The sequence below is a fragment of the Agromyces protaetiae genome (genome assembly GCF_030866785.1).
In the GTDB taxonomy this organism is placed as follows: Bacteria; Actinomycetota; Actinomycetes; order Actinomycetales; family Microbacteriaceae; genus Agromyces; species Agromyces silvae.
In genome coordinates this window covers 3,830,574-3,849,947 of sequence record NZ_CP133018.1, presented here as the reverse complement: position 1 = coordinate 3,849,947, position 19,374 = coordinate 3,830,574, and the positions used below count along the sequence as shown (strand labels likewise).

Below are 19,374 nucleotides of genomic sequence, written 5' to 3'. Positions count from 1 at the left end.
AGCACATCCCATCCCACACACGAAACCGAGGTATCCCCCTATGAGAACTCGCCTCTTGACGAAGGCCGCGGTGCTCGCGGCCGGTGCCGGCCTGCTCGCAGGCTGTACCGCTCCGGCGCCGGAGACCGGAACGGAGACGACGTCCGCGAGCGTCTACCTGTACCAGGATCCGTCCACCTTCAACCCGCTCAAGCCCTTCGCGGGTGGAGAGCAGCTGGTCATGTCGTTGCTCTACGACAATCTCGTGACGACCGACCCGGACGCCGAGTACATCCCGCGCCTCGCGGAGTCGTGGACGGTGTCCGAGGACGCGACCACGTACACGTTCACCCTTCGAGAAGGCCTGAAGTGGAGCGACGGCGAGCCGTTCGGCGCCGCCGACGTCGTCTTCAGCTACAACCTCTATGCCAACCCCGAGGTGGCCAGCGCGCAGTCCTCGCGACTCGCGGGAGTCGTGGGGTACGACGAGCTGCAGTCGGGCGCGGCGACCGAGCTCAGCGGCGTGACCGCGGTCGACGACCACACCGTCGAGATTGCGCTCTCCGAGCCCAACGCCGGGTTCCTCGCGCTCATCGGGTACGGGCCCGTCTTCTTCATCCTCCCCGAACACGTCCTGGGCGAGGTGCCCGCGAGCGAGGTGATGGACGACGCCTTCTTCACCGAACCGACCGCCGGCATGGGGCCGTACGTGCTCGACGAGTTCCGAGCCGATCAAGAGCTCGCGCTCTCGGCGAACCCGGAGTACCGCACTGAGGTCGGCATCGATCGCCTCTTCCTGAAGCTCGTCACGAGCGATGTCGCGACGTCGCAGCTCTCGACCGGGGAGATCGACCTCGTGCAGGTCTCGCCGAGCGACCTCGGCACGGTCGAAGGGATCGGGGGCGTGCAGGTCAGCACTGCCGCCTCGCCTGGCTTCACCCGGATGGCGGTCAACCAGGAGAAGCCGCAGTTCGTGGACCCGCGGGTCCGTCAGGCCATCCTGACCGCCATCGACCGGGAGGGCATCATCGAGGGCATCCTCGCCGGTCAGGCCTCCCCGCTGAACAGCACCATCCTGACCTCGTGGGCGCTGCCCGCGGATCTCGACGAGTACGAGTACGACCCTGAGCGCGCGAGGCAGCTCCTCGCCGAAGCCGGCTGGGACCCGGCGACACCGGTCGCGATCACCTGGATCCCGGGGCAGCGAGACCGCGATCTCATGGTCAACGTCATCGTGGAGAACCTCAAGGCGGTGGGCATCCAGGCCAGCGCGGCACAGGTGGACTCGGCCGGTCAGTCGGCGGCGCTGGACGCGAAGAGCTTCGACCTGCTGCTCTTCGGCGGCGGCGTGTACTCGATGGACCCCGCGAGCTCCTTCCCGATCCTCTCCTGCGACTCGCGGTTCCCGGCCGGATCCAACCTCTCGCTGTTCTGCGACGAGCAGCTGGACGCGCTGATGACCGAGGGCGCCGGCACCAGCGAGCAGTCTGCGCGTGCCACCGCGTACCAGGATGCCGCGCGGCTCGACAACGCTGCGGTCCCCTACATCTGGCTGAACCGCCCCGACACGATCTGGGCGACCAGCGAACGGCTGAAGGGGTTCATCCCGAACGGCGACGCCACGAACGGCTTCTGGAACGCCGCCGAGTGGACGATCGAGTAACAGGAGCACCTTCCGAATGATCACCTCGCTCAGCCTTCGCGTCGTCTCGAGCATCGGCGTCTTCATCGCCATCGCGGTCGGCCTCTTCGTGCTGGTCCATGCGGCCCCCGGCGACCCGATCGAGATGTCCATCCCGCCCGAGCTGGGCGGAGCAGACCGGGAAGCCTACATCGCAGCCCGGCGCGAAGCGCTCGGACTGAACGATCCGATGATCGTGCAGTTCGGGCGGTGGTTCGGCGGGGTGCTCACGGGGGACCTCGGGTACTCCCTCTCCACGGGCCGGCCGGTCAGCCAGATCCTGGCTGACCGGCTCGGTCCCACCCTGCTGCTCATGGGCGGCGCGCTGCTCATCGGAACGCTGATCGCGATCCCCGCCGGCATCGTCGCCGCGGTGAAGCGCAACACGCCTGCCGACTACACGATCAGCACGGTGAGCGTGCTGGCCATCTGCTTCCCGGGCTTCTTCCTGGCTATGCTCGGCATCTACGTCTTCGCCGTGCAGCTCAGGCTGCTGCCGAGCTCGGGCATGACCTCGTCCGGCGGCGGTGGCCCCGGGGACGTCCTGCTGCACCTCATCCTCCCGGTCTCCCTCCTCGCGCTCACCGTCGCGGCGCCGTTCACCCGCTTCGTGCGCGGCGGCATGCTCGAGGAGCTCGGCAAGGACTACGTCCGGACCGTCGTCGCCAAGGGCGGCAATCGAGTGCGAGTGGTCGGCCACGCGCTCCGGAACACGCTCCTCTCGCTTGTCACGGTGCTGATGCTCTACATCCCCGTGTTCCTCGCCGGCGCGGTCGCCGTCGAACAGGTCTTCGCCTGGCCGGGAATGGGGCAGCTCTCGATCCAGGCCGTCGCGGCCAGGGACTACCCCGTGATCATCGGCTTCGGCCTGTACGTCGCGCTGCTGGTGCTGGCCTGCAACCTCATCGCCGACATCGCCTACGTCCTGCTCGATCCGCGTGTGAGGAGCCAACGATGACGATCACCACAGCCCTCGCGCCACCCCGCCGGTCGCGCTCGCTCGACGAGCTCTCGCCCGGGGCGCTGGCGCGGCGCCGGTTCCGCCGGAACGTCCTGGCGGTGTTCGGCCTCGTCGTGCTCACGCTCGTCTGCCTCGCGGCGGCGTTCGCGCCCTGGCTCACGCCGTACGCGCCGGAACAGGTGGACCTGCTGTCGGTGCGCCAGGCGCCGAGCGCCGAACACCTGCTCGGCACCGACTCCATCGGCCGGGACGTCTTCACGCGTCTGCTGTACGGCGGCCGCGTGTCACTCACCGTCGGGCTCGCATCCGCCGCGATCGCGGTGACGGTCGGGACGATCGTCGGCGTCACGGCGGGCTGGTTCGGCGGATGGTTCGACGCCGTCGCGACTCGGATCATCGACGCGTTCCTCTCGGTGCCGCCGGTGCTCGTGGCGATCGTGCTCGCGGGCATCCTCGGCCCCAACCTGCCGATGCTGCTCGCGGTGATCGCGGGCTTGTCCTGGCCGTCGTCGGCGCGAATCGCGCGCAGCGTCGTCCTCGGCCTCAAGCGTGAGGAGTTCATGCAGGCGGCGGCCGTCATGGGAACTCGCACGGGATACATCCTGCGTCGGCATCTCGTCCCCTACGTGCTGCCCCATGTCACCGTCGCCGCCACGCTGCTCGTGTCCGAAGCCATCCTCCTTGAGGCCGCGCTGTCCTTCCTCGGTGTCGGCGTTCAGCCGCCCACACCCAGCTGGGGGAACATGCTGACCGAAGCGCAGTCCGTCACCGTGCTCGCCGGCATGCCGTGGCTCTGGATCCCGACCGGGCTGACGATCGCGGTCACCGTCCTCGCCGCGATGTCGCTCGGCGACGGGCTCCGCGACGCCCTCGACCCTCGGAGGAACAGCTGATGGGCGCACATCTGCATGACGAACCGGAGCTCGACGGCGACACGCCGGTGCTCGAGATCGTCGGCCTCACGGTCGACCTGCCGACGCAGGCCGGGCCCGTGCGTGTCCTGGACGGCGTGAACCTGAGTATCGGTCGCGGCGAGATCGTCGGGGTCGCGGGGGAAAGCGGATCGGGCAAGAGCATGACCGCGATGTCGGTGCTCGGGCTGCTTCCGCCCAGAGCGCGTCTGAACGGATCGATCCGATTCGCGGGCGAGGAGCTCACGCAGCTCTCGGCCGCGGCGATGCGAGCCATCCGCGGTCGCCGCATCGGCATGGTCTTCCAGGACCCGATGACGACACTGAACCCGCTCATGCGCGTCGGCGAACAGATCGCGGAAGCCTACGCGATCCATCACCCCCGCGAAGGCCGCCGGCGTGCGAAGCAACGGGCTCTGGACATGCTCGGACTCGTCGGCGTCCCGGACACCGCTGCCCGCGCCGAACAGTACCCCCATCAGTGGTCGGGCGGCATGCGTCAGCGCGCCGTGATCGCGATGGCGCTCGTCAACGATCCCGAGCTCCTCATCGCCGATGAGAGCACGACGGCGCTCGATGCCACGATCCAGGCGCAGGTGCTCGACGTGCTCACCCGCGCCCGCGCGGAGCTCGGCATCTCGGTCCTGTTCATCACGCACGATCTCGGGCTGATCGCGCAGATCGCCGGTCGCACCATCGTCATGTACGCGGGTCGAGTGATGGAGACGGCATCGACGGAGGCGGTCTTCGCGAACAGCCATCACCCCTACACGCGCGCGCTGATGGCGAGCCGGCCGGGGGCGACGCCGCCGGGGGCACGCCTGCCCACCATTCCCGGCCGGCCACCCGCCCCCGGCTCGGTGGGCGACGGATGCCCCTTCGCGCCACGATGCTCGTTCCCGCTCAAGGACGAACGATGTCGGAGCGAGAGGCCACCGCTGCGGTCCTCCGCGGACGGCCGGCTCAGCGCGTGTCATTTCCGGAACCAGTACGCGGAAGGGACCTTCCAATGAACGATCCACTGCTCGACGTGCGCGACCTCGAGGTCCACTTCCGGGCGCCGGGTCGACGTGCGGGGGCCAGGCCGGTCATCCGCGCGGTCGACGGGCTCTCCCTGCAGGTTCGAGAGCACGAGTTCCTCGGGGTCATCGGCGAGTCCGGGTGCGGGAAGTCGTCCATGGGCCGCGCGCTCGTCCATCTGAACGTTCCCACCGGCGGGGTGATCCGGTACCGCGGCGAAGACGTGACCCGTCCGTCCCGGGCCGGATTGCGCCGGCTTCGCCGGGAGATCCAGTTCGTCTTCCAGGACCCCCACTCGTCGCTGAATGGGCGGCAGACGGTCCGCGAGATCCTCGCGGAGCCGCTGCGCGCACACGGGATGCTTCCCCGGCGCGGCGGGGATGCGGTGCTGACCTCGCTCCTGGAGAGCGTCGGCATGGAAGGCGCGGCGCTCGGCCGGTATCCGCATGAGTTCTCCGGTGGACAGCGGCAACGAATCGGGCTCGCCCGAGGGCTCGCGCTCGGGCCGAGTCTGCTCGTCCTCGACGAGCCGGTGTCCGGCCTGGACGTCTCGGTGCAGGCCCAGGTGCTGAACCTGCTGCTCGACCTCAAGGAACAGCGGGCCGCGACCTTCCTGATGATCACGCACGATCTCGAGGTGGTCCGCCATTCCGCGGATCGCACCGCCGTGATGTACCTCGGGAAGATCGTCGAGGTCGGCCCGACGCAGGCCGTGCTCGACGGGCCCGCGCACCCGTACACGCTCGCGCTCGCCTCGGCGACCCCGCCGGCGGACCCCTGGGAGCGTCGGGAGCGGATCGTGCTGACCGGCGACCTGCCGTCGCCGAGCAATCCGCCGAGCGGATGCCGCTTCCGCACTCGATGCTGGCGCGCTCAGGAGCTCTGCGCGGTCGAGGAGCCACAACTCAGGTCGCTCGGAGACGGGCGCAGTGCCGCATGCCATTTCCCGGTCGGCGATCTCGTCACCGTCAGCCAGCATGAAGGAGCCACGGTTTGACCACCCACTCGTTGACCAGCCACTCGCCGCAGCATCGGCTCGCCGAATTCGTCGGAGCGCCGCTCTCGCAGCTGCCGACCCCCGCTCTGCTGGTCGAGCGCACGGTCCTCGAGCGCAACATCACGCGGATGGCACTCGTCGCCGAGCGCGCCGAGGTCGCCCTGCGACCGCACTGGAAGACCACGAAGTGCCTCGAGGTCGCCCGGATGCAACGCGACGCCGGCGCGATCGGGTTCACCTGCGCGACCGCGCTCGAAGCGGAGACGCTCGTCGGCGCCGGGCACACCGACGTGTTCTGGGCCTTTCCGCCGATCGGGCGCGACCGGGTCGAGACCGCCGTTCGGCTCAACGAGGTCGCGCGCGTGATCGTCGGGCTCGACTCGTTCGGCGCCGCGAGCGAGCTCGCGCGGGTGGCGCACGAGCGCGGGGTCGTCGTGCCCGTCCGGATCGAAGTGGACACCGGGCTCGGGCGGACCGGGACCGAGCCCGGGGCGGTCGCCGACCTGGCGGAGCGGATCGCCGGGATGCCGGGCATCGCCGTCGAAGGGGTGTTCACCCATGAGGGGCAGCTCGCGCGACTCGGCGCCGCGCCCGAGGAGCGGAGCACGGCCGGCCGGCGAGTCGGAGCGGTGCTGGTGGAGGCGGCCGACGCGGTGCGTGCCCGCGGCATCGCGGTGGCGAGCGTCTCCGTCGGCTCCACACCGGGTGCCTCGAGCGCGCCGATGGTGCCGGGGGTGAACGAGATGCGGCCGGGGACATACGTCTACGGTGACGACAATCAGCTCTGGCTCCAGGTCATCGACGAAGCGGACTGTGCGCTCTCCGTGCTCGCTCGCGTCGTCAGCGTCGAACGCGGCCAGACCCTGATCGTCGATGCGGGGCTGAAGGCCATGAGCGGTGACGGCAGCGCGAGAGGCGACGGGCGCTTCGGCAGCCTGCCGGCTTCGCCGGCGACGTTGAGCGCAGCACACGAGGAGCACGGGTTCCTGATCGACGCCGGTGCGCTGCAGCTCGGCGAGCTCGTTCGAATCCGGCCGAACCACGCGTGCGGCACTGTCAACATGCACTCCGTCGTCTGGGTCGTCGAGGATGAGCGCGTGGTCGACGCCTGGCCGATCGTGGCCCGCCGATGACCGCGCGAGTGCCGGTGATGGTCGGCGCGTATGCGGCGCTCCCGGCTCACGCGCCGATCGACGATCACGCCCGCTACGTCCGACTCGTGCTGGAGCTTCCCGGGGTCGACGGGCTGGAGCTTCCGCTCATGATCGACCAGGCGACCGATGAGCGATGGCTGGAGTGGACTCCGGCGGGACGCCCGAGCGCGGTGACCGTGATTCCGGCCTTCGCGATCCGCGGACGACAGGACCCAGGGTTCGGGCTGGCCTCGCATCGAGAGGACGGGCGTGCCGCAGCGGTCGAGCTGATCCGCGAGCTGCACGGAACGGTCCGGCGTTGGCGTGACCACGGCCGTGAGCTGACCGTGATCGCGGTGCCGAGCGCGCCGCAGATGCCCGACCTCGACGCCGCGGAACGCGCGTTCGAGGCCAGTCTCCGGGAGATCCGCAGCTGGGATTGGGGTCCGACCCGGCTCGTCGTGGAGCACTGCGACGCCCGCCGCGCCGGACGAGAGCCCGAGAAGGGATACCTTCCGCTGGATCGGGAGGTGAACGTCATCGCACGGACCGACGACGCCCCCACCGAGTGCGGCCTGGCCGTCAACTGGGCCCGATCCGTGATCGAACACCGTGATGTGGGCGGGGCCTCCCGCGACATCGAGCAGGTCCACGAGCGACTTCGAGGGTTCATCCTGTCGGGCGTGAGCGACCACGACACCGGATACGGCCCCGCGTGGGCGGACGCCCACACGCCCGTCGTACCCCGACGCGCCAGCACCTCGCTCCTCACGACATTGCTCGCGCGGGAGGCGCTCAGCCGCCTGCCTCGCGGGCTGTGGTACCTGGCGGTGAAGACGGCCGCGAAGCCGGACTCGCTGACCATGGGCGAGCGAATCGCGCTCGTCACCCCCGCCGTCGAACTGCTCGCCGCCGCGCGCGACGGGCAGGCCGACGAATCTGAAAGGACAGCATGAAGAAGCACGGCATCGTCCCCTCGAACGTCCCGGCACCGGTCGGACCCTATTCACCCGCGATCCGGGTCGGGGACCTCGTCTTCCTCGCCGGACAGGGGCCGTTCGCGACCGACGGATCCCTTGTGGGGGCGACGTTCGCCGAGCAGACGCGCCAGACGTTCCGGAACCTCGCCGCCGTGGCGGAGGCGGCAGGCGGCAGCCTTTCCGACATCGTCCGAATGGGCGCATACCTCGACGACCTCGCCAACTTCGAGGAGTTCAACCAGATCGCCCGAGAGTTCCTGGACGAGCCGTTCCCGGCTCGGACGACCATTCAGGCCGATCTGCTCGGATTCGAGATCGAGATCGATGCGATCCTGCACCTCGCGAGCGACTGACGCTCGCGGATCGGGCCGTGCGACCGAACGTCGCACGGCCCGACCCCGAGCGCGGTCCTGTTCACACCGGGGCGCCGGCCACCGCGTCCCTGAGTGCCTGAGCCTGGAGCTCGAGCATGGCCTCGGTCCCAGCGTCGATCTCGAAGCTCACCGGGCCGCGCATCCGAGGGTGGGGAAGCACCCCCTGCTTGACGAGCATGTACTTCTCGAATGCGACGTATCCGTCGAGGCCGGGAACCATCGAGATGAGTGCCGTCAACGGATTGCTGATGCGGACCGCCAGCTCGTCGTCGCCCTGGGTCAGCGCATCCCACATGCCGCGCACCGCCCAGACGAGGTCCGGTCCGGGCATCGTGCCCACGATGCCCCGGCGGAACGTATCGAACAGGGCGACGCCGCCGCTGCCGTCGAAGATGCGCGCGCGGCCGCCGGTGGCCTCGAGAATCGCGCTGACCCGCTGACCGAGGGGATCGGCCTCCGGCTTCAGCAGCAGCCGGTCCGCGCCGAAGCTCGTCACGAGCTCGGCCTGAAGCCGCACGCTCACCGGCTCTCCGACGTACGAGCTCGCGTCCTGGAAGACGACGGGGATCGACACGCGTTCGACGACCGCGTCGAGGTGGGCGAGGAGCTGATCCTCGCTGACCCGCGTCAGCAACGGGGGCGTGATCATCACCGCGTCCGCGCCGGACGCCTCCGCGTGCTGGGCGAGGTCGCGCGCGACCACCGTGCTCTCGGCCCCGACGCCCACCACGACCGGCCCGCGGCCGCGATTGGCGGCGATCACCGCCTCATGCAGCTCCTTCCGTTCCTCCGTCGACAGTCGCAGGATCTCAGACACCATCGCGACGACGACGCCGTCGACGCGATGGTCGTAGAGCCAGTCGATCTCGCGCGCCAACGCGTCCCGGTCGATCTGCCAGCGCTCGTCGAACGGCGTCGCGATGACGGGGAGCACCCCTTGAAGTCTGTTCGTCACGTCACGTCTCCTGTGTGTTTCGTGCCCCGGAGTCCCGGTTGCACACACGCTATGGAGCCGTGTGAGGTGCTCCCAAACCGCGTACGGCTCCGCCGAACGCGTCAGTGGGTTCGCGTGCGTCCTCACGCTCGGGAATGTCGTCCGGGGCGGGTGGATCGCCCGAGCGGGAAGCCCGGCATGAAAGGAGACCGGAGATGAGCGGCCAGGAACGAGTGCGAAGCGTCGACCGGGCGGCCGACATCCTCGATGTGCTCGCGGAATCCATGGGCGGCGAGACCGTCACCGCGATCGCGGCCGCCGTCGGCGGATCCAAGAGCGCGGTGTTCACCACCCTGCAGACACTCTGCGCGCGGGGGCTCGTACGATCGACGGGCGCGGGCGTCGATCGGCGATACGCGCTCGGCCTCAGACTCACCTACCTCGGCGAGCAGGCCCTGTCGCGGGTGTCCATCCGCGAGGCGGCCATGCCGTTCCTACGTCGCTTGACCGTCGCGACGGGTCTCACCTCACGGGTCGTCACGCGGGCTGAGAACTTCGCGGTCGCGGTCGGCCGTGTGGACAATCTCGAGGGTGTCCGCTTCGAACTCCATATGGGGCAACGCGAGTATCTGCACTCGACGTCGGTCGGGAAAGCGATCCTCTCCGCGCTGACCGATCACGAGATCCGTCGCACCATGGCAGCCGTGCCGATGATCCGGCGCACGAGTCGGACGATTCTCGACCTCGATGCGCTCATCGATGAGATCGAGCTCACGCGTCGCCGCGGCTGGGCCATCGACGATGAAGAGGATGCCGAGGGCGTCGTCTGCGTCGGGGCCGTGGTGCGCGACCATTCCGGCCGGCCGGCCGGTGGTATCAGCGTCACACGGCTGAAGAGCGGGTTGCGCCCGTCGGACAGCGAACGGATCGGCGCGCTCGTTGCGGCGTGCGCCGCCGACGTGTCCTTTGCGATGGGGTATGTCGCCGCCGATCGGTTCGGCGCTCGAGAACACGAGTTGCCTGGACCGGCCCGGACCTGATTGCATCCCGAGACCGGAACAGGAAGGCCCACATTGATCGTCGACGTTCACGCCCACCTGATGGACCAGCACCGCGACCTTGACACGACCTTCGTCAGCCAGGCTGCGAAAGCTGCCGGTCACGACGTGGACCTCTCATCGCACTGGGACACGTACCTGAGCACCTCGCCGCCAGACACCGTCGCCATCGTCATCGGGGGGAAGGCGCGGCTGTCGGGCATCTGGGTCGACGACTCCGCTGTCTCCGCCCTGGTCCGTACGTATCCCAGTCGTGCGATCGGCTTCCTCTCACTCGACCCGACCCAGCCGGGCTGGCAGGACGAGCTGCGCTTCGGCCACGAACACCTGGGCCTCAGGGGGATCAAGTTGATGCCGATGTACGCGGGCTTCGATCCCGGATCGGATCTCGTCCGCCCCCTCTGGCGGTATGCCAGCGATCACGGGCTGCCCGTCCTGATGCACACGGGAACGACGTTCATGAGTCAGGCGGTCCTCAAGTACACGCGCCCCGTCATCGCCGATGACATCGCGCGTGAGTTCCCCGACCTCCGGCTGATTCTCGCGCACCTCGGCCACCCCTACGAGGGCGAGTGTCTGGCGGTCATCCGGAAACATCCGAACGTGTTCGCCGATATCAGTGCGTTGCACTACCGACCGCACCAGTTCTGGAACGCGCTGATGCTCGCCCAGGAGTATGGGGTCTGGCACAAATTGCTGTTCGGCAGCGACTTCCCGTTCACGACAGTGGATGACACGATCGCGGAGCTGCGTCGCCTCGCCGGGATCCGGATGCCGGGATTCGGCGGGCTCGACGGGGACCAGGTGGACGCGTTGATCACACGCGACGCGCTCTCACTCCTCGGCCTGTCGCTCGAAGCCTGATACCGCGAGGATCACGCCGCCGAGCTGTCTCAGGCCGTTGACTGCGCGCGGTCATCGAGCAGGCCGTCTCGGAGGCGTTCGCGTCCTCACCTCGACGCGCTCGATGAGTGCGTGATGGAGGGCGGATCACGTCTGACCTGCCGGGTCAGTTCCCGCCCGAGTGCGTTCGGTCGTCATCGGGGTTCAGGGCGGCGATCGCCGCACGATTGGTCGGGTAGGTCGCACGATCGCCGAGCAGGCCCAGCTTCCGGAGACGCAGGCGTGCGTCCGGCCGGACGCGGCTGAACCCGAGCTCGATCTGCGCGTTCGTGAGCCAGGCGACCAGAGCGTCGAAGCTCTCGGCCCCGGTGACATCGACGTCGGTGACTGCTTCCATGTCGATCACGACGTGGCGCACCGGGCCGTGTCCGGCCTCGTTCGCCGCGGTGACGGCGTCCTTCACCGCCTGCGCGAACACCGCGCCGTTGGCGAAGAACAGCGGTGCCGCGAGCCGGACGACGAGGACGCCCGGCGCGGTCACGGTGCCGTCGGGGGCAGGGTCGAGGAGCGAGTCGCCCGGCTCTCCGTCGGAGCGCAGCACGTCGATCGCCGGGTTCGCGGCCCGCCTGGCGAGGTTGATGAGCGCGAGCACGAACGACACGACGATGCCCGCGATCGCGCCGACGAAGAGTGTCACGAGGAAGCAGACGGCGCCGACGGCGAACTCGAACCGATCGGCGCGCCAGAGCGCGGCGAAGTCGCGGAGGCCGAGCAGCGGCAGGATCGCGACGCCGACGATCGCGCCGATCGCGGGCGACGGGATGTCGGCGAGCAGCGCGGTGCCGAACAGCAGCAGGAGCAACGTGCCGGCCGCGAGCACGAGCGAGGGCAGTTGCGTGCGGGACCCCGCCTGATCCATGGCGGCGGTACGTGAGGTAGACGATCCGACGGCGAAGCTGCCGGACGCGCCGGCCGCGAGGTTGCCGAGCCCGAACGCGAACAGGTCGCGGTTCGGGTCGGTCGGGTAGCCGCGCTTCTCGCTGTACGACCGGGACACGAGCAGGCCTTCGGCCGTCGTGACGAGCGTCAGCGCGATCGCCGACGGGATGAGCAGGAGCCAGGTCGTCCAGTCGATGATCGGCCAGGTGAGCACGGGCGGCCCGGCCGGCACCTCGCCGAGCACGTCGACGCCGGCGTCGTCGAGGTCGGCGACCACCACGACGACCGTGGCGACGATCAGGACGACCAGCGCCCACGGCACGGCCGGCAGCAGCCGCCGGCCGCCGAGCAGCACGACCACCGCGAGCACCGAGATCGTCAGCGACACGAGGTTCGTCGTCCCGAGCCCCATGACCAGGCCGGCGACCTTGTCGACGAACTCGCCACCGGAGTCGATGTGGACGCCGAGCATCTTCGCGATCTGGCTCACGAGGATGTCGAGGGCGAGCCCGCCGACGAACCCGACGAGGATCGGCTTCGAGAGGAAGTTCGCGAGGAATCCCAGCCGGAACACGCTCAGCAGCACGAACATGACCCCGCAGATGATCGCCTGCGCCATCGCGAGGGTCGCGTAGTCCTCGGAGCCGGCGACCGCGAGCCCGCCGATCGAGGACGCGACGAGCGCCGCCGCCGCCGCGTCGGGCGATGCGACCACCTGCCGGCTCGACACGGCGAGCGCGTACACGACGGTCGGCACGATCAGCGCGTACAGGCCCGCCGTCGCCGGGAGCCCGGCGATCTGGGCGTACCCGATGTTCAGCGGGATCGCGATCGCGAGCAGGGTGACGCCCGCGGTGAGCTCGCGCGCCAGGTTCTGCCAGGTCAGCCCGGCGAGCGGGAGCTGCACGCGGGACGCCATCGCGGGCTACGGCGTGACGATGGCGAAGTCGGGGTCGAACTCGTCGAGCACGCCGGCGTATGTGTCGAGCGCCGCGCGGTCGCCGTCGAAGGTGATCCGGCCGGCCTCGGCGAGCCGGCCCGCCGCGGCCGGTTGCAGCAGCACCGCGACCAGGTCGCCCTTCGCGCCCGTCACCGTGAGCTGCGGATGCTTCGACGCGCCGGGGCGCGCGTTGAGCACGCCGTTGCGCACCCACATCGTCCACGTGTCATCCGAGTCGCTGAACTCGAGGTCGATCCGCACGTCGACCTGCGCGGCGCGCGGGCCGTCGACGTGCACGGCGGCGAAGTCGAACAGGATGTCGAGCGGCATCGCGAGTATCGTGTCCGAGCTCGCGGTCGCGAACGCGGCCGGAGCGATGCCCTCGCGGAGCTCGCGCGCCGCGGCGAGGTAGATGCCGCGCCACTGCGGGCCCTCGACCTGGTAGCCGAGCTGCTCGTATGCGTCGGCCTGCAGCCCCTTGGCCTCGGCGTCGTCGGGCCGGGCGAAGACGACGTGGTGCAGCACCTGCGTGGCCCACCGGTAGTCGCCGTCGGCGATCGCGCGCCGGCCCTCCTCGACGAGCGCGTCCCGTCCGACGAGCGCGACGTAGCGTTCGGCGGTGTCGACCGGGGTGTGCGGGTGCAGCGACACGGGGTCGCCGTCCCACATGCCGAGCTCCTTCGTGAACACGGCGCGCACGTCGTGGTGGAGGGTGCCGTGGTACCCGCGGTTGAACCATTTCCGGCCGAGCGCCTCGGGCAGCTCGACGACCTCGGCGGCCTCGAGCGGCGTGTACCCCTGGTTCGCGAGGCGGAGCGCCTGGTCGTGGATGTACTTGTACGTGTCCCGCTGCGACTCGATGAACGCGACGACCTCGGCGTTGCCCCAGACGGGCCAGGTGTGCGGGCCGTAGTGCACCTCGGCCTCGTCGCCCCAGCGCACGAGCGTCTCGTCGAGGTACCGGGCGAAGTTCCGGGCGTCGCGCGTGCGCGCACCGCGCAGCGTCTGGATGTTGTGCAGACCGTGGTTGGCGTTCTCGGCGCAGGTGAGCGCCTTGAGCTCCGGGATCCAGATGTGCATCTCCTCGGGCGCCTCGGTGTCGGGGGCGTAGAGGAACTCGAACGTCAGCCCCGAGATGGTGCGGCGCTGACCGGTCTCGGTGATGGGATCGGTCGGCGAGAGGTAGGAGATCTCGCTGTTGGCCGCGGACGCGATGCCGATGCCTGCGGTGACCGTGAGGTGGTCGCCGTGTCCGATCAGACTGCCGAACGCATACCCGGCGCGGCGGGACATGGCGTTGCCCGCGATGACGTTCTCACCGATCGCGTACTTGTCGAACGAGGCGATCGTGCCCGGCGCGATGATCGGGACCGTGCCGTCGGCGACCCTGGCCGGGTCGACGATGCCCTTGACGCCGCCGTAGTGATCGACGTGCGTGTGCGTGTAGATCACCGCGACGACGGGTTTGTCGGTCACGTGCGCGCGGAGCAGCTCGAGCGCCTGCTGTGCGGCCGACACGTTCGCGCTGCAGTCGATGACGATGACGCCGTCGTCGCCCTCGACGAACGTGACGTTCGCGATGTCGGTGTTCCGCACCTGGTAGATGCGGTCCACGACCCGGTACGGATGACCCGGGACTGCCGCCACAGGCTCGGGTTCACCGAGGGCGGGGCGTCGCCGTCGATGAAGTCGAAGTCGGCCAGGTCGAGCGAGACCTTCCCGTCGACGGCGGGGACGACCCCGCCGGGGATCGGGGCGATGAACCCGCGGTCAGCGAGATCGAAGTCCTCGGTGTCGTCGAGCGCGTAGCTCGCACGCGCATCCCGGTTCGCCTGCGTCGTGAACGCCGATGCGTCCTTCGGTTCGTATGCCATGACCGCCCCACCCCGGATGCCCTCGTCGAGACGCAGGTCGCGCAGATCCCGCGACGCCGCAGTATCCCCGACCCTAGTTCTGGAGCCGGAACCTGCACAAGGACTCAGGTTGTGCGGCGGCTCGGGCTCGCCACGCGTACGCCTCGGCGTCGCCCGTCGCGGCTCCGGGCTCTCGGGTCACCGACCTCTGTTCAGAGGAGGTTCGCGTGCCGCGCGTCCAGCTCGGACGTGGGCACACCGAGTCGGGCCTGGACGGCGCGGCAGAGTGCATCGCCGACCACGAGGCATCCTTGCTCGAAGAGGGAGCCGGCGTGCTGCTCGGTCGGAACGGCGGTCCGCGCGGGGAGTGTGACGAACACCTCGCTGAGCGCGGTGAGGTCGTTCTCGCCGGTGCTGAAGGTCACCACGCGGGCGCCGTGCGCGAGCGCGGCTCGCGCCTGCTCGAGTACGGAGCCGCGTCCGCTCGAGGTCAGCGCGACGAGCACGTCACCCGCCATGATCGCCGGCGTGGCCACGTCGCCGACCACGTAGAGTTCTTTCCCGATGTGCATGAGGCGCATCGCCACCGCACGTGCCGACAGGCCGGAGCGCCCGATGCCGGTGAAGAAGAGCCGCGGCGCGTCCGCGACGATCTGTGCGGCGGCATCGAGTTGCGCATCGTCGAGCGCTGCCACGAGGGCGGCCAGCTCCGCGACCGCGGCCTCCGCGTTCTGCTTCACGGTCACGACTTCTGTCCTCCGATGCGACCACGGGCGGCGACCAGCAGCCTCTGCTGCGCGCTGTCGGCACGGCTCGCGAAGCGGGCCTGCAGGCCCGCGGTGAGGACCGGCGTCGGGATGGCGAGACGGATGGCCTCCTCGGCGGTCCATCGACCCATCCCGGAGTCGGACACCCGGCTATCGACCCCGTCGAGGGTCGGGTTCTCGCGCAGCGCTTCGACGGTCTGCTCGAGCAGCCAGGAGCGGATGGAGCTCCCTCCCTGCCACGCGGACATAGCGGCCAGCGTGTCGACCTCAGGGTGACCTTCGAGGAGGGCGAACCCCTCTGCATAGGCCTGCAGCACGCCGTATTGGACCCCGTTGTGGATCGCTTTCACCAGATGGCCCGCGCCGACGCCGCCGACCAGGGAATAGCCGTTCTCGGCGGCGAGGGCGTCGAGGAACGGTACGAGCTCGGCGTAGGTGGCGTCATCGGCCCCGACCATCAGGCCGTAGCCGTTCTGCCAGCCCCACTGGCCACCGCTGGTGCCGACATCGGCGAACCGGATGTCGCGTGCGCCGAGGGTGGCGGCGTGGTGCGGGGCGTCGCGGAAGTCGCTGTTGCCGCCGTCCACGACCAGATCGCCGGGCTCGAGCATCGCGGCGAGCTCATCGACGGCTGCGCGGGTCAGGTCGCCCGGAGGGAGCATCACCCACACGATCCGGGGTGCGGCGAGCTCGGAGACCAGCTCGCGCAGCGAGCCGACCGCCTTCGCCCCGACCGCCTCGGCGCGCTCGCGGGAAGCGGCGGACAGGTCCGCTCCGACGACCTGGTGCCCACCGCGTACCAGGCGCAGCGCCATGCCGCCGCCCATCTTGCCCAGGCCGAGCAGTCCGATCTGCATGAAGTCCCTCTTCGTCAACACCGCGCCGAGCGCGTGTACCTGCAAGCCAATCGACGGATCAAGTTGCGTTTGAGGCCGCCATTGTTCATCATCGAGACCGTAATGCGACGGGAACAGGGCCACTCGACGCACATTGGACTCGAAGTGGAGCTCGGAATGACGAATGTGCTGGATGCCGTCGGCCAGTGGACGATGCACAGCGGACCGCTGTATCAGCGGCTGGCCACCGCCATCCGCACTGCCGTGGTCCGCGGGGACCTCCCGCCCGGCACCATTCTCCCGGCCGAGCGCCACATGGCCCGGATGCTCGCGGTCGGCCGCAGCACCGTCGTCGGCGCGTACGACCTTCTGCGATCGGACGGCGTGCTCGAGAGCAAGCAAGGCAGCGGTACCTGGGTCTCCGGTGCCGAGCGCAACAGCGCGTCGAAGGGCGGGCAGCCCGAGTCGCTGGGGCGCGCAGCGCTGTCGGAGAACGACACGCTCATCGACCTCGCGACCGCGTCGCTGCCGGCCGTTCCGGCGGTGCGCGAAGCGACGGCGGCGTTGCGCGGAGATCTGTTCGACCAGCTGCTGTCGCAGACGGGCTACTCGGCGGTCGGTCTCGCCGAGTTGCGGCGAGCGGTCGCGACGATGTACAGCGAGGAAGGGCTGCCGACCACCCCGGAGCAGGTCCTGATCACGACCGGCGACCAGCAGGCGCTCTCGCTCCTCACCCAGCACCTCGTGGAGACGGGCGACAGCGTCGTGCTCGAGGATCCCACCTCGCCGGGCATGCTCGACCTGCTTCGGCACCGTGCCGTCACGATCCGCACCACGCGTTCGGTCGCATCGGCCGGCGAACGCCCCCTGCTCGATCTGGTCAACCGTGCTTCGCCGGCGTTGGTCTACACCATCACCGCTCTGGGTCCGGAGGGATTGGTGAGCGAACGAGACGCCATCCTTCGTCTGGCCAAAGGACTGAGCGGGTTCGAGGGCGCCGTGATCGAGGACACCAGCTCGCGGCAACTCGTGTGGGATGACCCGCCGCCCTACCTCGCGTCCGTCGTGAGGGACACCACCGTGTTCACGGTCGGCTCGATGAGCAAGCTTTTCTGGGGCGGATTGCGTGTCGGCTGGATCCGGGGGGATGAGAACGCCATCGTCCGCCTCTCCCGGGCGAAGGCGCGTGCCGACCTCGGCACCCCGGTGCTCAGCCAGGTCGTCTCGGCCTGGTTGCTGCACCGTCGCGCCGAGATCCGGGAGGGCCGGCAGGTCGAGGTGCGCGGCCGCATCGAGGAGGCCACGCGCATCATCGCCGAGCTGCTGCCCGAGTTCGAGATCACACCTGCGGCGGGGGCCGTCGCCCTGTGGCTGCGGATGCCCCGCGGCGCGTCCCGGCCGTTCGCCGAGACCGCGCGCCGGCGCGGCGTGGCCATCGTCCCCGGGGACTCCCTCTCCGCGGACGGTGCTAGCGACGCATACATCCGCGTCGCGATCGGGGGGTCTCCGTCGATCTTCGAAGCTGGCATCCGCCGGCTCGCCGCCGCGTGGTCCGAGTTCGATCGGACGCCGGCGATCGCGCTGCGCCCGGCGGATCCGCTCGTCTAGCGGGGAACCGACGCCTCCCCGGAATTCCAGACCAATACCGGAGATGTGGACCTAGTTTAGGGGCCAATCCCACCTGACGATGGACAGCGGTGGCGGCAGTTGGTCTGCCGTCCAGCAGTCCTGACCACACGGCCCGCGCGTTCCCCAGACGCACGGACTCGCGTATTCCGAAGGAGTAATCACGTGAACAGCACCCATGCGCGGCGTCGACGACCGGCCCGGATCGTCGGCACGGTCGCCGCGCTGTCCGTCGCAGGCCTCGTCCTCGCCGCCTGCAGCGGCGGCAGCGGCGGCGGCACGTCCGACCAGGGCGCCGATGCGTCCGGCGCGTTCGACTGGAAGCGCTTCGACGGTTCCACCATCGAGGTGCTTCTGAACCAGCACCCGTGGCAGCAGGCCATCGAGCCGCGCCTCGAGGAGTTCGAAGCGCTCACCGGCATCACCGTCAACGTGTCCGCGCTGCCCGAGGACCAGTTCCGCCAGCGGGTGCAGGTGAACCTCTCCGCCCGGTCCGATGCCCTCGACGTCTTCATGACCGGCCCCACCGCCGAGGGTCGTCTGTTCCAGGAGAACGGGTGGTACGCCGACCTCGCGCCGTTCCTCGACAACCCGTCGCTCACCTCGGACGACTACGCCTACGACGACTTCTCGGCCGATGTGCTCGCGGCCGACACCATCGACGGCGAGGTCATCGGCGTGCCGATCCAGATCGAGACCACGATGCTGTACTACCGCACCGATGTCTTCGAGACGCTCGGGCTGACCCCGCCGGCCACGCTCGACGAGCTCGAGACGGCTGCGAAGACGATCACCGACTCCGGTGAGCTCTACGGCTTCACCGGCCGGGGCAAGGGGGCGTCGGCGACCAGCCAGTTCACGCCGTTCCTCTACAACTTCGGCGCCGAGTGGAACACCGAAGACGGCACGGCCGCCTTCAACTCGCCGGACGGCATCGAGGCGTTCGAGTACTACGGCGACCTGGTGCGCGAATACGGCCCCGAAGGTGCGGTGAACAACTCCTGGCAGGAGATCCTGCCGTTGTTCCAGCAGGGTCGCGTGGCGATGTTCCCCGACTCCAGCGTCTTCGCCACCCAGCTCATCGACCCGGCCGCGTCCACCGTCGCCGACAGCGTCGGCTTCCTTCCGGTGCCGGCCGGCCCCGGCGGTGACACGCAGGCGTTCTACGGCTGGGACCTCGCGATGTCGAACTTCTCCGAGAACCAGGGCGCCGCGTGGCTGTTCATGCAGTGGGCGACCAGCCCGGACGTCGTCGAGGCCGTGCAGGAAGAGGACGGCGTCGCGGGTGCCCGGACCTCGATCACCGCGTTCCCCGACACGCTGCCGGCGGAATGGGTCGAGGCGTTCGACGCATCCCGCCAGAACGCGGTCTCGCAGCACCCGACCATCGCGCAGGTCCCCGAAGCGCGGGATGCGATCGGCGCTGCCCTCGTCACCGCGATCCAGGGTGGCGACGTGCCGGCAGCCGTCGAAGAGTCCGCGGCAACGTTCGACTCGCTGAGCCGCTGACCCCGCATGATCACTGTCCGTGGGGCCGCGTCA

17 protein-coding genes are annotated in these 19,374 nt (G+C 69.7%); 12 read left to right on the top strand and 5 right to left on the bottom strand.

The window, feature by feature from the left end; translation table 11 throughout:
* Positions 1-40 precede the first annotated feature (40 nt).
* The 8 genes from QU602_RS17600 to QU602_RS17565 are packed head-to-tail and all read left to right on the top strand — an operon-like array spanning position 41 to position 8,015.
* Positions 41-1,642, top strand: coding sequence for an ABC transporter substrate-binding protein (locus tag QU602_RS17600; RefSeq protein ID WP_308797745.1), 1,602 nt, complete (start codon positions 41-43; stop codon positions 1,640-1,642).
* Between the two features lie 16 nt (positions 1,643-1,658).
* Positions 1,659-2,618: an ABC transporter permease gene (locus tag QU602_RS17595; protein ID WP_308797744.1), complete on the top strand. Its 960-nt coding sequence runs from the start codon at positions 1,659-1,661 to the stop codon at positions 2,616-2,618.
* Positions 2,615-3,514, top strand: coding sequence for an ABC transporter permease (locus QU602_RS17590; protein WP_308797743.1), 900 nt, complete (start codon positions 2,615-2,617; stop codon positions 3,512-3,514). The genes QU602_RS17595 and QU602_RS17590 overlap by 4 nt, the downstream gene beginning before the upstream one ends.
* Positions 3,514-4,545, top strand: coding sequence for an ABC transporter ATP-binding protein (locus tag QU602_RS17585; protein WP_308797742.1), 1,032 nt, complete (start codon positions 3,514-3,516; stop codon positions 4,543-4,545). The genes QU602_RS17590 and QU602_RS17585 overlap by 1 nt, the downstream gene beginning before the upstream one ends.
* The gene (locus QU602_RS17580; RefSeq protein WP_308797741.1) at positions 4,542-5,549 is read left to right on the top strand and encodes an ABC transporter ATP-binding protein; all 1,008 of its coding nucleotides are present in this window, start codon (positions 4,542-4,544) and stop codon (positions 5,547-5,549) included. Before QU602_RS17585 ends, QU602_RS17580 begins: the two co-directional genes overlap by 4 nt.
* Positions 5,546-6,682 carry an alanine racemase gene (locus tag QU602_RS17575; RefSeq protein ID WP_308797740.1) on the top strand — a complete coding sequence of 379 codons (1,137 nt, stop codon included), beginning with the start codon at positions 5,546-5,548 and terminating at the stop codon, positions 6,680-6,682. The genes QU602_RS17580 and QU602_RS17575 overlap by 4 nt, the downstream gene beginning before the upstream one ends.
* Entirely contained in the window at positions 6,679-7,638 is a 960-nt protein-coding gene (locus QU602_RS17570) for a DUF4862 family protein (RefSeq protein WP_308797739.1), read from the top strand. The genes QU602_RS17575 and QU602_RS17570 overlap by 4 nt, the downstream gene beginning before the upstream one ends.
* Positions 7,635-8,015, top strand: a complete 381-nt coding sequence (locus QU602_RS17565; protein ID WP_308797738.1) for a RidA family protein — start codon at positions 7,635-7,637, stop codon at positions 8,013-8,015. Before QU602_RS17570 ends, QU602_RS17565 begins: the two co-directional genes overlap by 4 nt.
* 61 nt (positions 8,016-8,076) lie before the next feature.
* On the opposite strand, the gene QU602_RS17560 is transcribed toward QU602_RS17565, so the two are convergent.
* Positions 8,077-8,991 (bottom strand): dihydrodipicolinate synthase family protein, encoded by a 915-nt coding sequence (locus tag QU602_RS17560; RefSeq protein ID WP_308797737.1) that lies wholly within the window; start codon positions 8,989-8,991, stop codon positions 8,077-8,079.
* A 194-nt stretch (positions 8,992-9,185) separates the two neighbouring features.
* Here QU602_RS17560 and QU602_RS17555 point away from each other — a divergent pair, with 194 nt between their 5' ends.
* Both QU602_RS17555 and QU602_RS17550 read left to right on the top strand, forming a co-directional pair.
* Positions 9,186-10,010, top strand: a complete 825-nt coding sequence (locus QU602_RS17555) for an IclR family transcriptional regulator (protein ID WP_308797736.1) — start codon at positions 9,186-9,188, stop codon at positions 10,008-10,010.
* Positions 10,011-10,892, top strand: coding sequence for an amidohydrolase family protein (locus QU602_RS17550; RefSeq protein ID WP_308797735.1), 882 nt, complete (start codon positions 10,011-10,013; stop codon positions 10,890-10,892).
* Between the two features lie 145 nt (positions 10,893-11,037).
* Here the strand turns inward: QU602_RS17550 and QU602_RS17545 are convergent, their stop codons facing one another.
* The 4 genes from QU602_RS17545 to QU602_RS17530 form a co-directional block, all read right to left on the bottom strand.
* The gene (locus QU602_RS17545) at positions 11,038-12,717 is read right to left on the bottom strand and encodes a SulP family inorganic anion transporter (RefSeq protein ID WP_308797734.1); all 1,680 of its coding nucleotides are present in this window, start codon (positions 12,715-12,717) and stop codon (positions 11,038-11,040) included.
* 18 nt (positions 12,718-12,735) lie between these two features.
* A complete protein-coding gene (locus QU602_RS17540; protein WP_308797733.1) occupies positions 12,736-14,397 on the bottom strand; it encodes an alkyl/aryl-sulfatase in 1,662 nt (553 codons plus the stop codon).
* Positions 14,398-14,815: 418 nt separating this feature from the next.
* A complete protein-coding gene (locus QU602_RS17535) occupies positions 14,816-15,349 on the bottom strand; it encodes an SIS domain-containing protein (RefSeq protein WP_308797732.1) in 534 nt (177 codons plus the stop codon).
* Positions 15,346-16,227, bottom strand: a complete 882-nt coding sequence (locus tag QU602_RS17530) for an NADP-dependent phosphogluconate dehydrogenase (RefSeq protein WP_308797731.1) — start codon at positions 16,225-16,227, stop codon at positions 15,346-15,348. Before QU602_RS17530 ends, QU602_RS17535 begins: the two co-directional genes overlap by 4 nt.
* Between QU602_RS17530 and QU602_RS17525 the strand changes: the two genes are divergently transcribed.
* Entirely contained in the window at positions 16,156-17,814 is a 1,659-nt protein-coding gene (locus tag QU602_RS17525; RefSeq protein WP_308797730.1) for an aminotransferase-like domain-containing protein, read from the top strand. The genes QU602_RS17530 and QU602_RS17525 overlap by 72 nt on opposite strands.
* Before the next feature lie 183 nt (positions 17,815-17,997).
* Positions 17,998-19,341 carry an ABC transporter substrate-binding protein gene (locus tag QU602_RS17520; protein ID WP_308797729.1) on the top strand — a complete coding sequence of 448 codons (1,344 nt, stop codon included), beginning with the start codon at positions 17,998-18,000 and terminating at the stop codon, positions 19,339-19,341.
* The last annotated feature ends 33 nt before the right edge of the window (positions 19,342-19,374 follow it).

What these genes read in the sequence shown, in the direction of transcription:
- QU602_RS17555 (WP_308797736.1), top strand. Translation starts at nt 9,186, where the DNA reads ATGAGCGGCCAGGAACGAGTGCGAAGCGTCGACCGGGCGGCCGACATC.
- QU602_RS17585 (WP_308797742.1), top strand. Translation starts at nt 3,514, where the DNA reads ATGGGCGCACATCTGCATGACGAACCGGAGCTCGACGGCGACACGCCG.
- QU602_RS17600 (WP_308797745.1), top strand. Translation starts at nt 41, where the DNA reads ATGAGAACTCGCCTCTTGACGAAGGCCGCGGTGCTCGCGGCCGGTGCC.
- QU602_RS17595 (WP_308797744.1), top strand. Translation starts at nt 1,659, where the DNA reads ATGATCACCTCGCTCAGCCTTCGCGTCGTCTCGAGCATCGGCGTCTTC.
- QU602_RS17530 (WP_308797731.1), bottom strand. Translation starts at nt 16,227, where the DNA reads ATGCAGATCGGACTGCTCGGCCTGGGCAAGATGGGCGGCGGCATGGCG.
- QU602_RS17570 (WP_308797739.1), top strand. Translation starts at nt 6,679, where the DNA reads ATGACCGCGCGAGTGCCGGTGATGGTCGGCGCGTATGCGGCGCTCCCG.
- QU602_RS17580 (WP_308797741.1), top strand. Translation starts at nt 4,542, where the DNA reads ATGAACGATCCACTGCTCGACGTGCGCGACCTCGAGGTCCACTTCCGG.
- QU602_RS17590 (WP_308797743.1), top strand. Translation starts at nt 2,615, where the DNA reads ATGACGATCACCACAGCCCTCGCGCCACCCCGCCGGTCGCGCTCGCTC.
- QU602_RS17565 (WP_308797738.1), top strand. Translation starts at nt 7,635, where the DNA reads ATGAAGAAGCACGGCATCGTCCCCTCGAACGTCCCGGCACCGGTCGGA.